The sequence below is a fragment of the Actinomadura sp. WMMB 499 genome, from assembly GCF_008824145.1.
In the GTDB taxonomy this organism is placed as follows: Bacteria; Actinomycetota; Actinomycetes; order Streptosporangiales; family Streptosporangiaceae; genus Spirillospora.
Genome location: NZ_CP044407.1, coordinates 1,571,314 through 1,584,564 on the forward strand (window position 1 = coordinate 1,571,314; position 13,251 = coordinate 1,584,564).

A 13,251-nucleotide genomic window follows, 5' to 3' on the forward strand; every position below is an offset into this window, starting at 1 on the left:
TGCGGATCGGCCGGGGCAACGTGACCTCCAGGGTTCCGGGGCACCCGTCCGCGACGGGGCCGGGGCGTTCGGGCGGGCGGCAGCGTTCGGGCGGGCGGCGTTCGGGCGGGCCGGGCGGCTCAGTCATGCGGCTCCTCGTGGCGCGCCGCGGCGATGTGCCGGGCCAGATCCGCGACGGTCAGGTCCGCGAACTCGTCGATGTCGAGTCCGGCGACGATCTCGGTGAGGTCGACCCGGTCGCCGTGGCGGGCGCGCAGCCGGCCGGCGAGCGCGGCGAACTCGATGCTCTCCAGGCCGATGTCCTCGAAGAAGGTGCTGCCGGGCCCGATGGGCGCGTCCGGCGGCTCCGTACCGATCACGAGAAGGAGGTCGTCGGCCAGTACCCGGACGTCCTCGTCGATGTCGGCGAAGTCGTCGGTGCCGGCGTTCTCGGCGCTCTCGTTCGTCAACTGGTGCTCTCCTCCAGGTCGGGGGCGTCGCCGGGGACCGTCCAGGCGACGACGTGTCCGTCGATCTCGCGGGTCTCGACCGCGGTGAGCGTCCCGTCGCCCGCGGCGATCAGCAGCCGGTGCGGGTCGGAGGCGGCCACGACCGGCTCGGAGCGCCCGGCGTCCGGCCGCGCCCGCAGCACCGCCCGCTTGGCCGCGCGGACGCGGCCGTCTCCGTCGTGCACGGCGAGCCCGATGCCCGCCGGGACGTCGCCGGGGCGGACGAGCGCCACGCCCAGCTCGTCGTCGGCCGCGATGCGCACGGTCAGCGGCTCGTCGAACGGGCCCGTGACGGCGTCGCCGGGGCCGACGGTCAGCTCGGCGGGGAACAGCGGGCCGTGCCCGCCCCGCCAGAGGCGGTCGCGCACGGCGTCCTTGGCGGCGATGCGGCCGAGCAGCCACGGCCCCCGCCGGCTCTCCGCCAGCCGCTCGTACTCGGCGCGTTCGGCCGCGCACAGGTACCGGCGCATGAGCAGGTCGCGGGACGCGGTGCCGGTCCAGCGGCGGCGGGCGAGGCACCAGCCGCCGGGCTGCGGTTCGCCCGTGCCGGACACCTCGGGCGTGAACTTCATCCGCCAGAGGGCCTCGTCGGTGTAGAAGCGGCGGGTGGTCCAGCCGTCGATGTGCGCCCACACCGTCCCGTCCGCGCGCAGGAGTTCGGCGTCGCAGCACATGGTCGAGTCGGTGAGAGAGGTGTTCCATACCGTCGTCTCCAGCAGCTCTCCTGCGGGAGGCAAAGGCCCGTAGAGGGAGAGCCTGTCGAGGCCGATCGGGAACACCGTCTGGTCTTTGTCGCCGTAGACCTGCATCCAGTGGGCGCAGAGCTGCCCGGCGCTCTCCACGAGCGCGCCGGGAGCGGGCAGGGCGGCCAGGACGCCGCGGGCGCCGTCCTCGGCCAGCGCCGTGATCTCGGCGATGCCCCGGAACAGCGGGCCGTGGAACATCCAGCGTTCCTCGTAGAGCCGCGCGGCGGTCACGATGGGCGGGTTCTCCACGGTCAGCGCGGTGCGGTCCGGGCGCGGCGGCGCGGGGTGGCGGGCGTCGAGCAGGACGGTGCCCTCGGCGTGCCCGGCGATCACGATCCGGGCGCGGCGGGCGCCGCGCGGCGCGTCCGCGAGCCGGGACGCGCGGATCTCGGCGGTCGTCGCCGGTGCGGCCACGAGCCCGCGCGCGACGCGGACGTCCTCGAAGCCGACGGCGACGAGGCCGGGGAGCAGCTCGCGGGCGGTGTCGGCCATGACCTCCAGCAGCGTGCCGAGCGGGACGAGCGGGAACCGGTCCGACATGTCGGGCCACCCGGGGGCCTGCGGGACGACGCAGTGGTCCTGGAGGAAGGGCATCGACTCCAGGGAGAAGGCCCGCGACACGATCAGGTCGGCCGCTTCCGCATCCCCCGAGGCCGCCCCGCCGCCGGTGCGCGCGGAGTGCCCGGTCGTCTCGTCCCGCCCGGAGGCCGCGCCCGTCGCGGCGCGATCGTCGGGCGGCCCGCTCACCCCGCTGTCCGCGCCCGGTCCGGCGGCGTCGGGGTTTCCGGGGGGTTCGCTCGGTTCGGGCAGCGCGCGTCCGGCGGACGCGCCGTCCGCGGGCTCGGGCCCGGTGTCCCGGTCGGCGGACGGGCCGGTGTTCAGGGCGTCGGCCACCGACTGCGCTCCGGCCGCCGCGTCGTTGAGGAGCGCCTCCAGCTCGGCGATGATCGGATCGCCGTCCGGCAGCGGCGGGATGGCCGGCGCGAGGCGGAGCGGCGGCACGGCGCCGTCCAGCCGGACCAGCGGCGTGCCCAGCTCGAGCCGCATCCCGGAGTGGGGCGGCGCCGCCGGGGACGCGCCGTACCCCTCGGCCCACAGGGCGGCCACGACGCGCCGCAGCTGCGCCGTCCCGTCCCGCTTTGGGACGTTCACGGCCATCGCCAGGTGCTCGCGGTCGCCGAGCCGGTCGCCGACGAAACCGGTGAGGCTTCCGGGGCCGACCTGCACGAACGCCCGGACGTGCGCCGCGGCGTACAGCTCCTCGATCAGCCGGCTGAACCGGACGGGTTCCAGCAGGTGCCGGACAGCCAGGTCGCGGGCCGCGCCGGGCGTGCGAGGGAACGGCGCGGCGGTCGTCGCCGACCACACCGGCAGCCGCGGCTCGCGGAGGTCCAGGGCCTCGAACGCGTGCCGCAGCGCCTTCTCGCGCGCCTCGGCGTGCGGCGTGTGCAGGCCGAGCCCGAACGGCAGCTCCCGGCCGAGGATCCCCTCGGACTCGAGCCGCGCCAGAACCTCGCGCACGTCCGCCGCGGGGCCGCAGACCACCGAGCGGTGCGGGCCGTTGTCGTGGCTGACGAACACGCCGGGACGGCTCCCCACGGCCTCCTCGGCACGGTCGGCCCCGCAGCCGAGCGCCCCGTACAAGATACCCGGTTCGTCCGGTTTGAGTGCCGCGAGGAGGTCCGCCGCGCCCTCCCCGTCCCACATTCCGGCGGCGATCATCGCGGCCCACTCCCCCGGGCCGTGCCCGGCCGTCACATCGGGTTCGATGCCCAGCTCGGCGAGCGCGGACGCGAGCAGCCGCCCGACGGCCAGGACGTCCGCCGCGCGTCCGGGCGGGTCGGATCGGCCGGTCAGGACGGGCTCGGGAAGTCCGAACCGCGCGGCGACGTCGGCGACGCGCGGATCGAAGGCCGGTTCGAAGCCGGGGAACAGGAACGCGACGCGGCCGCCGTCCGCGAGCAGCGGGCGCGGCGCGAACCACACGTCGCCGCGCCCGCGCCACGGCGTGCCGCGCTGCACGACGGCCCGCGCGAGCTCGAGGCGGCGGGGCGTCGGCGCCACGATCGCCAGGCGGCACGGCAGGTCGGGGGCGTCGCGGGACGCCCGCGCGAGCAACTCGCCGTCGGGGGCCGACAGCGCCTCGGCGAGCCCGTCGGCGGTGCGGGCCGCGATCCGCAGCACGGCCTCGTCCGCCCCCGGCGGTTCGATCCGCGCGCGCCGGACGCGGGCCGTCCGTCCGGACGGGGCCTCCTGCAGGATCACGTGCGCGTTCGCGCCGCCGAACCCGAACGCGTTCACGACGGCCCGGCGCGGCCGCTCGCCCCACTCGGCCGCCTCCCGGACGGGCCGCAGCCTGCCGCCGTCGAGGGCCGGATGCGGATCGTCCACGTGCAGGGTCGGGGGGAGGACGCCGTCGCGCAGCGCGAACGCCGCCTTGATCAGCCCGGCGATCCCCGACGCGGGCAGCGCGTGCCCGATCATCGACTTGACCGTGCCAAGGCCGATCGGCGGGCCGTCCGTCCCGAACACCCGCCGCAGGGCCGCCAGCTCCGCCCCGTCCCCGGCCGGGGTCCCGGTGCCGTGCGCCTCGACCAGGCCCACCGCGCCGGGCGCCGCCGGGTCGAGGCCCGCGTCCCGCCAGGCCCGCTCGACCGCGCGGACCTGCCCGTCCACCAGCGGGCTCAGGATCCCCGCCGCGCGCCCGTCGCTCGCCGACCCCACCCCGACGATCATCGCGTGCACGCGGTCGCCGTCGCGGTCGGCGTCCCGCAGCCGCTTGAGCAGCACCACGCCCGCGCCCTCGGCCAGCAGCGTGCCGTCCGCCGCCCGGTCGAACGGACGGATCGTCTCGCTCGGGCTCAGCGCCCGCAGCCGGCTGAACGCGCTCCACACCGTCGGGTGATGGCCCAGGTGGACCGCGCCCGCCAGCATCGCGTCCACCTCGCCGCGCCGCAGCGCCCGCACCGCGTGCTCCACCGCGAGCAGCGCCGACGCGCACGCCGCGTCCAGCGTGTACGCGGGGCCCCGCAGGTCGAACCGGTCGGCGATCCGGGCGGCGGCCGAACCCGCGGGCAGGTCCGGGCCGTCCGGGCCGAGCCGCGCGCAGAACGCCCGCCGGATCTCCTCCAGCCGCTCCTCGCCCAGCTCCGGCACCAGCTCGGCCAGCACCCCGGTGAGCTGGTGGGACGTCATGACCCGCTGGTCGGCGCGGGCCGCGCCGGGGGTGAGGTGACCGCCCCGGCCGAGGACCACGCCGATCCGCTCGCGGTCGGGGAGGCGCTCGTCGCCGCCCGCGTCCGCGACCGCCTCCGCCGCCGTGCGCAGCGCCAGCAGCCGGTCGGGCTCCATCGCCGCCACCGCCGCGGGCTCGATCCCGAACCTCGCGGGGTCGAACGTCGCGACGTCGTCCACGAAACCGCCGCGGCGGCAGTAGAAACGGTCGCTCTCCGGGGCCCGGCCGTACGCGCCGGGGTCGTAGTACAGCGCGGGGTCCCAGCGGCCCGGCGGCACGTCGGTGATCGCGTCGAACCCGGCCAGCACGTTGCGCCACAGTTCCACCGCCGAACCGGCGCCGGGGAACACCGCCCCGGCGCCGACGATCGCGATCGGCTCCTCGGTCACCGGGCCGGCCCCGTGAACACGACGCGCGTCTCGTCCCCGTGCGCGATCTCGCGGAACAGCTCGGCCACCGCGGGCTCGCCGTCCGCCGACGGGGCCAGGTCGGCGACGAGCACCCGCCCCTCCAGCCGCGTGCGCCACACCCGCGCGAGCGCGTCGCACGCGTCGTCGGCCGCCGCGCGGTCGGCGGGCACCCGCCCCGCCTCGGCCGCGCCGAGCACCACGAAGAACCCGACGCCGGGCCGGACCGCCGCCGCGAGCGAGGCCGCACCGTCGACTTTCGTCCGGTACAGCCGCTCGAACGACTCGGGCGACTTGTCCCGGACGAGCCGGTCCTCGGCGATCCCCGCAGCGTGCACGACACCGTCCAGGCGCCCGTGCCGCATGTACACGTCCTCGATGACGTTGCGGACGAACCGGGCGTCCCGGACGTCGCCCGAGTGGTACCGGACGGACGCCGCCCGCACCCGCAGCGCGTCCAGGTTCTCCTGAACCTCCCGCTCCGCGAGGATCCGGCGGATCGTCTCCTCGATCTCCTCCGGCCCGCGCGAGCCCTCCGCGACCAGCGCGCGCCGCAGCGCCGCCTCGTCCACGGCCTCCGAGAACACCGTGCGCCCCACCGGTTCCGGCGTGCGCCCCACGATCTCCAGGTGGCATCCGGCCGTCCCCGCCAGCTCCCGCGCCACCCGCGCCGGGACGCCCCGCGCGCCGCCCGTGAGCAGCACCACGCCGTCCGGCCCGACCGGCGCGCGCGCGTCGCCGTCCAGCTCGGCGCGCACGAGCGCCGGCGTCCGCCGCCGCTCCCCGTCGTACCCGACGGTCACCGGCGCGTCCGGCGCCAGCAGCTCGGCCATGATCCGCAGCGCGATCATCCGCGGCGTCTCACCGGTGTCGACGTCCACGGCCCGCACCATCGTCTCCGGGAACTCCCGCGCGACCGTCCGCGCCAGCCCCGGCAGCCCCGCGCCCGGCCCCGGCTCCGCGGCCCCGCCGCCGAACCGCCGCCCGGACGTCCCGCGGCCGCCGACCGCGACGAACCACCGCAGACCGCCCAGCAGCGCCCGCCGGACGCCCGCGTACGCCTCCGGCAGCACCGCCGTCCCGGCCGGCCGCAGGGCCCCCAGGTGGACGAGCCCGTCGCACGCCCCGTCGACCTCGAGCGGCGTTCGGACCTGCGCCCCGTGCCGTCCCAGCACGTCCGCCAGCTCGAGCGCGACGCCGCACCCGTCGTCCACGATGACGAACCGGCGTCCGGTGAACGCGCTCCCCGAGTCGGGCGGGAGCGGCAGCGACTCGAGCCCCGTGTCGCGAACGACATGGCGGACGATCGCCGGTGCTTCGGCCGCGTCCGGCTCGGCGCCCCCGCCGTCCGGCTCGGCCGCCGCACCGGTCCGCGGGGGATCACCCGAACGGTCTCCGCCCGCGGCTCCCCGGCCGCGGGCCCGTTCCCGTTCCGGAACGCCGCACCCGCGACGGCCACGTCCGGCGAGGGCTCCGCGGCCCCGTTCTCACCGCTCCCCTGCCGCTCTCCCGGTGGGATGACGCGCACAGACCCACCCTGGGACGCGTGCTGTTCGGCGCGCTCGCCCGGCGGGATCACCCGCACCGAGCCGCTTCCGCCGGGGCGTTCACCCGGAGGGATCACGCGCACCGATCCTGCGGCGTCCGTCCGGCGGGCACGCTCGCCCGGAGGGATGACGCGCACGGACTCCTCGACCTCCGGCGCGGCGTCCGCGCTTCCGCCGACGTGGGCGTGCACCGCTCGCGGCCGCTCCCCCGGGGGGATCACCCGCACGGACTCCCCGCCGAAGTCGGACGGCCCGGCCGCCGACGGCGACTCCCCACCCGGCCCGGCGTCCTCCGCCGCATGATCGTCCACGGGCGGCTCCCCGGCCGCACCCTCATCCGGCGCGGGCTCCGTCCGCTCGACCGGCTGCGGCGGCGCCGCCTGCCCCGCGCGTGCGTCGCCCTCCACCACGGGGACGTCCGCCGACCGCTCCTCGACGTGTGCCGCCTCCCGCGCGGCAACCGCCGAACGCGCCACGTCCTCGGCCGGTCGCGTCGCCTCGGACTCGCTCGACAGATCCCGAGCAGGGCTCGACGCACCGGTCCGGTCGCCTGCCGGCCGCACGGCCTCCGAGCCCGGCCCGCGCGCCCCCCACTCCCCGGGCATCGCATGAACCGCGGCCTCCGCGTCCACCGCGTCGTCCGCGTCCACCACCGGCGCCGCAACCTCTGCGACCGCCTTATGGGCAGCCGCGGCCTCCGCGTCCATTGCGACCGCTGCGGGCGCCGCGCCGACCTCCGTGCGGGCAGCCGCAGGCTCGGCGGCCTCCGCATGAACCGCGTCCACCGCGACCTCCGTGTGGGCAGCCGCGTCCGCCGGGGCAACCGCAGGGGTATCGCACGCCGCCTGCTCCCCGGACGCCGCATGAACCGCGGCCTCCGCGTCCATTGCGACCGCTGCGGGCGCCGCACCGACCTCCGTGCGGGCAGCCGCAGGCTCCGCGTCCACCGCGTCCACCGCGACGTCCGCGACCGCCGCCGCCTCCGTGCGGGCCGCCGAGGCGTTGGTGGTGGCCGGGGGCGTCGGCTCCGGCTCTCGTGCCGCTCCGGACGGCGCCGTGGGCGTGCCGTCCGGGGGCTCCGGGGAGCGCGGGGACGGCGGCGTCGGGCCGCCGGAGAGCGCGGACGTGCCCACGTGCGCGGTCGGTGCGGGCTCCGGGACGGGCAGGGCCTCGAGCCACTCGACGATCTCGCCGACGGTCCGGACGGACGGTTCGGCGGCGTCCGGGACGCCCGCGCGGGCGGCCAGGTCGCGCAGGAGGGCGGAGCGCTCGGCCGGGTCGATCGCGAGATCGGACTCGAGGTCCAGGTCGTCGGCGAGGGGCTCCCCGGGACGGCCGATGCGTGCGGCGACGGCGGCCCGCGCGTCGGACGAACCGTCCGGCAGCGTCTCGCCCGGCAGGACCGGGCGCGGCGCCGGGACGGGCGGGGCGGGCGCGTCGGCGTCGCCCGCGAGGTGGCGGAGGATCACCTCGCGCTGGGCGGCGATCAGTTCGCGGCCGGCGCGCAGGTACTCCAGGACGGCCGCGTCGGAGCGGCGGACGGTCATCGAGGCTCCTTCGAGGCGCGCGGCGGGCCGCAGCGCGTTGGGCGGGCCGTCGCCGTCGGCGCCGGTGACGAGGTGGCCGTTGACGCGCCAGGCGGGCGCAGGCGCGGGTACCTCGACGGGACGGGCGTCGCGTCCGGCGAACAGCGGCAGCGGATCGACCGGCACGCCCGCGGACGCGAGGGTCGCGAGGGCGTCGAGCAGGCCGTGCAGGCCGTCGCAGCCCACGGTGGTGTGCGGGCGATCGCCGAGGATCGCGGCGACGAGCCCGCGCAGCTCGCCCGGTCCGGCCTCGACGAAGGTGCGGGCGCCCGCGGCGTACATCGCCTCGATCTGCTCGGCGAACCGGACGGGTGCGGCGAGCTGGCCGGCGAGGGTCGCGGCGAGGCCGGCGGGTTCGGCGTCGTAGGGTGCGGCGGTCGCGCCGGACCACACGGGGAACGCCGGGGATCGCAGGTCGCGGCCGGCGAGCGCGGCGCGGAGGCCACCGGAGGCCGCCGCGACGAGCGGGCTGTGCAGGGCGCAGGCGACCGGCAGCCGGGCGGCGGGCAGTCCGCGGTCGGCGAGGACCTCGAGGGCTCGGGCGATGCCCGGGGACGTCCCGGCGATCACGACCTCGCGGGGCGCGTTGTGCGCGGCGACCGAGATGCCGGACACGTCCGAGAGCGCGTCGCGCACTTCGCGGAGCCCGCCGGTGACGGCGGCCATCGCGCCCGGGTCGTCCCCGGCGGCGGCGAGGATCGCCCCGGCGCGGGCGGCGCTCAGCTCGATCAGGTCGGCGTCGTCGAAGACCCCGGCGGCGCACAGCGCGACGACCTCGCCGTGCCCGTGCCCGGCGGCGAGGTCCGGGTGCACGCCCACGGCGGTGAGCAGCCGGTGGACGGCGAGGCCGGCGAGCCCGAGGGCGGGCTGGGCGACGCGCGGGTCGGCGAGCGCGGCGCGGGCGCGCCGGGCGTCCGCGGGCGTGAACGCGGCGGGCGGGAACATCGCGGGGACGTAGTCGCGGCCGAGGCGCAGGAGCCGCTGGAGCCTGGGGAACGCGACGAACAGGTCGGCGAGCGCGCCCGGCCTGCCGCCGAGCAGGCCGGGGAACAGGAACGCCACCTGGCCGGGCTCGCGGTCGGCCGGACCTTCGAGGTCGGTGAGCCGTTCGCGCAGGTCGCCGAGGCCGGTGGCGGCGAACGCGGCGCGCACCGGTCCCTCGTCGGCCGCGACGGTGCGGGCGAGGTCGCGGAGCCGGTGCCCGGACGCGGCGAGGTCGCGCAGCCGTTCGACGTCCGTGCCGGCGCGGATCACGAACAGTTCGGCGGGCCATTCGGCGGCCCCGGACAGCGGTTCGGGCGCGCCGTCGTACCCGGACAGGACGGCGTGGTAGTGCGCGCCGCCGGCGCCGGAGCCGCCGACGCCCGCGTGCCGGTCGCCGGGCGGGACGGCCCACGGGCGCGCGGAGGCCCCGAACGCGAGGGGCCCGGCCGGGTCCCACGCCTCGTTCGGGCGGGCCAGGTGCGGGGTGCCGGGCAGCACGCCGCCGTGCAGGGCGTGCGCGGTCTTGATCAGCCCGGCGAGCCCGGCGGCGGCGCCGGTGTGCCCGATCTGGGCCGTCACCGAGCCGAGGGTGACGGCGCCGGGCGCGGCGCCGGCGAACGCCGAGGCCAGCGCGTCCAGTTCGGCCCGGTCGCCGCCGGACGTCTCGACCAGGCCGATCCGCGCGGGCGCGACGCCCGCGCGCTCGTGGGCCCGCAGCAGCGCCCGCGCCCGCCCGTCCGCGCCCGCCGATGCTCCGGCGACCGCACGGACGACCGCGTAGATCCGGTCGCCGTCGCGTTCGGCGTCGGCGAGCCGCTTGAGGACGACGCAGGCGACGCCCTCGCCGGGCACGATGCCGTCGGCGTCGGCGTCGAACGGGGCGCAGCGGCCGGACGGCGACAGCGTCCCGGCGGCGGCGGCGCGCAGGTAGTCGTGGATCCCGGTGCGCAGGTCGGCGCCGCCGCACAGCACCATGTCGCTGCCGTGCGCGGCGAGTTCCCGGCAGGCGGCGTCGAGCGCGGCCAGCGAGGACGCGCCGCCGGCGGCGACGGCGTGCGCGACGCCGCCGAGGCCGAACCGGGCCGCGATCGCGGCGGGCCGCACGCCCGTGATCGATTCGGCGGCCGGGGCGGGCAGCCGCTCGTCCAGTTCGGCCGGGATCTCGCCGAAGTAGCCGGGCAGGGCGGCGCGGAGCGCGTAGGCCGCGGCGAGGTCGCCGCCGCCCTCCGTACCGAAGATCACCGAGGTGCGGGCGCGGTCGAAGGCGCGGTCGCCGTAGCCCGCGTCGTCCAGTGCCCGCGCCGCGACCTCGAGGGACAGCAGGTGGGCGGGGTCGACGGCGCCGAGCGCGTGCGCGGGGACGCCGTGGGCGTCCGCGTCGAACGGGACGTCCGGCAGGAACCCGCCCCGGCAGGACGGCAGCAGCCCCTCGTACGCCTCCGGGTCCCAGCGCGTGACCTCGGTGACCGCGCCGGTCCCGGCGAGGACGTTCGCCCAGTACTCGCCCGCGTCGGCGGCGCCGGGCAGCACGCAGTCCATCCCGACGATCGCGATGTCGGCGGGACCGGCCGCGGCGTCGCGGCCGTCCAGGCCGAGTTCGGCGGCGCGGGCCGCCAGCAGTTCGGTGGCGCCGGCCGTCACCTGCTCGTGCAGGACGGCCACGCCGGTCCGGTCCGACCGCAGCGTCGCGGCCTGCCCCATCGGGTAGAGCCCCTCGGCGCGCTGCTCGTCGGTGTCGACGGGGGCGCCGCGGCGCAGGCCCTTGCTCGCGATGCGCAGCCGCCCGAGGTTGAGCTTCTCCAGCCGCCGGTACGCCTCGTGCTGCGACATCCCGGTGCCCAGCAGTTCCGTGCGGGTCTCCTCGAACGTCCGCACGTACGGCGTGTCGGCGCAGCGGGTCGCGCGGCCGGGCGACGTCTCGAGCAGCGCGGTCGCCGTGCACGCGAGCGCCGTCTCCTGGTAGCCGGGACGGACGGCGCCCGCCGCGACCGCCTCGGACGTGAACAGGTACGCGGTGCCCATCAGCACGCGGACGTCCGCGCCGCGTTCGGCGAGCGGACCGGCGAGCGCGGCGACCATCGCGGCGGACCGCTCGTCGTGGATCCCGCCCGCGAACAGCACGGAGAGGCGCGCGGCCTCGCCGGGGTGCGCGTCGCAGAAGGCGTCGAGCCGTTCGAGCTGCGTCTCCCAGAGGGGGAAGCTCGCGCGCGGGCCGACGTGCCCGCCGCATTCCATGCCCTCGAACACGAACCCGCGGGCGCCCTCGGCGAGGAACCGGTCCAGCTGCTCGGGCGCCGGAACGTGCAGGTACGTCCGGGTTCCGACCTCCTCGAGCTGCTCCGCCTGGACGGGCAGGCCGTCGATGATCGCGTAGGGCGGCGCGGCCGCGCGGACGGCGGCGAGCTGCTCGGCCCGCAGCTCCGGCGGGACGAACCCGGCCGTCCCGGCGCCCCAGGGGCGCCCGTCGAGCCGGTCGGCGGTCTCGCGCAGCAGCTCGCGCACCCGGTCGCCGTCCATCGCGCCGAGCGCGAGGAACGGCACGGCGCCGTCCTGCGCGACCGCCGCGGCGAACGCGGACGTGTCGCTGACCTCCGTCATCGGCCCCTGCACGACCGGGTACTCGCGGCCGTCCGGCCCGTCCTGCGGGGCGAGCGGCGCGACCCGGACGGCCGCGCGGACATGCTCGGCGATCCCCCGGCGCACGGCCTGCACCACGCCGCCGGCGGTCTTGTACCGCGCGGCCAGCGACGCGGCGAGCCGGTCGTCGCGCCCGGCCGGCGCCTCCCCGGACGCCGGGTCCGTCTCCCTGACCAGGGCCAGCTGGGTGTCCAGCAGGACGCCCGCGGCGCCCCCGGCCACCGCGGCGGCCGCGGTCCGGGGACCGATCCCGCCCGCCGCGTGCACCGGCACGTCCAGCGCGAGCAGGTGCTGCAGCAGCACGAACGTCGTCAACTCGCCCGTCCGGCCGCCGTCCTCGCGGTCGGCCGTGCCCGTCTCGCGGCCCCGCGCGATCAGCCCGACGCCGCGCGTCCCGGCCACGTCCCGGGCGGCGTCCAGCGCCGCGACGGCCTCGGCCGGGCCCGCCACCTCGACCAGCAGCCGCCGCCCGCGCGCGAACCCCGCGACGTCCACCGCACCGTCCCCGGGCGCGTCGAGCACCCCCAGCGCGGGAGCGTCCACGAGGACCGGCGCGTCCACGAGGACGGTGCTCACCGCGTCCGGCAGCTCGTCCGGACGGATCCGGCAGCCCGCCGGGACGCGCACCCCGAACGGGCCCGTCCACCAGCGCACCACCTCGTCCAGCGCGGCCAGTCCGGACGCCCGCCCGGTGCCGAGGTCGAGGACCCCGAGCCCGCCCGCGCGCGCCACCGCCACCGCCGTCCGCGGCGCGGGTCCGCCCCCCGGGGCGACCCCGATGATCTCGGCCTGCGGGACACCCCCCGGCCCGCCCCCGTACCGGTTCTCGCCCCTGTCCGCCGTCATGCACTGCCCCCCGACGTCCCGCGCGGCCCGCGCCGTGACGGGCGCGGCTCGACAACGATTCGTCACACTACGTTCGGCAACCGAGCGAATACCGGGACGACACACCCGAGGACGCGCCCATGGTGCGACCGCAAAGGAGATTCGGCCGTCCCTTGACGGGCCCGAGACCCGGACCGCCCCGGCGGCGTCCCCCCGGGCGCCCGCGCGGCGCCCCGGCCGCGACCGCCGCCGGACGGTCGATAGCCTGGCCCCGGGGTGATCGGATGACCGCGGACGAACGGCCCGGCGGGCCCGCGGACGAGCGACCGGACCGGACGCCGTTCGAGTACGGCGCCGACGGGCCCCGAGTGATCGTGACGGGCGTGGACGGATCGGACACGTCCCTGCGGGCCGCCGCCTACGCGTGGGGGCTCGCCCGGCGCGGCGGCGGGCGGCTCGTCTTCGTGCACGTCACGCAGATCGCCTCCCTCTCCACGCTCACGCCGGGCGGCGCCGAGGTCATGCAGGAGGCCGCCGGGGAGATCGTCGCGGAACTGGAGCGCGACATCCGGCGCGCCTACGCGCAGGCGCCGGTCGACCACGAGATCGTCACCGCGCACGGCGACCCGTACGGCGTCCTGGCGCGGGTCGCGGACGAGTCCCGCGCGGACGCCGTCGTCGTCGGCGCGTCGACGCAGGCGGGGCACCGGCTGATCGGGTCGGTCGCCGTCCGGCTGGTCCGCGCGGGCCGCTGGCCGGTCACCGTCGTCCCCTGACCCGCGGCGCCCGAGCCGCT

5 protein-coding genes are annotated in these 13,251 nt (G+C 78.3%); 1 reads left to right on the forward strand and 4 read right to left on the reverse strand.

The annotated features are described in order from the left end of the window. Positions 1–119 precede the first annotated feature (119 nt). Genes F7P10_RS42055 through F7P10_RS45015 form a run of 4 tightly spaced genes read right to left on the reverse strand, consistent with a single transcriptional unit; the run spans position 120 to position 12,476 of the window. Positions 120–449, reverse strand: coding sequence for an acyl carrier protein (locus tag F7P10_RS42055; RefSeq protein ID WP_176611330.1), 330 nt, complete (start codon positions 447–449; stop codon positions 120–122). After that, positions 446–4,858 carry a beta-ketoacyl synthase N-terminal-like domain-containing protein gene (locus F7P10_RS06820; RefSeq protein ID WP_176611331.1) on the reverse strand — a complete coding sequence of 1,471 codons (4,413 nt, stop codon included), beginning with the start codon at positions 4,856–4,858 and terminating at the stop codon, positions 446–448. Before F7P10_RS06820 ends, F7P10_RS42055 begins: the two co-directional genes overlap by 4 nt. Further along, a complete protein-coding gene (locus F7P10_RS06825) occupies positions 4,855–5,757 on the reverse strand; it encodes an SDR family NAD(P)-dependent oxidoreductase (RefSeq protein WP_176611332.1) in 903 nt (300 codons plus the stop codon). Before F7P10_RS06825 ends, F7P10_RS06820 begins: the two co-directional genes overlap by 4 nt. Then, positions 5,724–12,476 carry a type I polyketide synthase gene (locus F7P10_RS45015; protein WP_151008573.1) on the reverse strand — a complete coding sequence of 2,251 codons (6,753 nt, stop codon included), beginning with the start codon at positions 12,474–12,476 and terminating at the stop codon, positions 5,724–5,726. Before F7P10_RS45015 ends, F7P10_RS06825 begins: the two co-directional genes overlap by 34 nt. Positions 12,477–12,739: 263 nt before the next feature. Between F7P10_RS45015 and F7P10_RS06835 the strand changes: the two genes are divergently transcribed. Continuing rightward, the gene (locus F7P10_RS06835; RefSeq protein WP_151008574.1) at positions 12,740–13,231 is read left to right on the forward strand and encodes a universal stress protein; all 492 of its coding nucleotides are present in this window, start codon (positions 12,740–12,742) and stop codon (positions 13,229–13,231) included. Positions 13,232–13,251: the final 20 nt, after the last annotated feature.

Excerpts from the sequence above, each read along its gene's own strand:
- F7P10_RS45015 (WP_151008573.1), bottom strand. The coding sequence starts at position 12,476 with ATGACGGCGGACAGGGGCGAGAACCGGTACGGGGGCGGGCCGGGGGGT.
- F7P10_RS06835 (WP_151008574.1), top strand. The coding sequence starts at position 12,740 with ATGACCGCGGACGAACGGCCCGGCGGGCCCGCGGACGAGCGACCGGAC.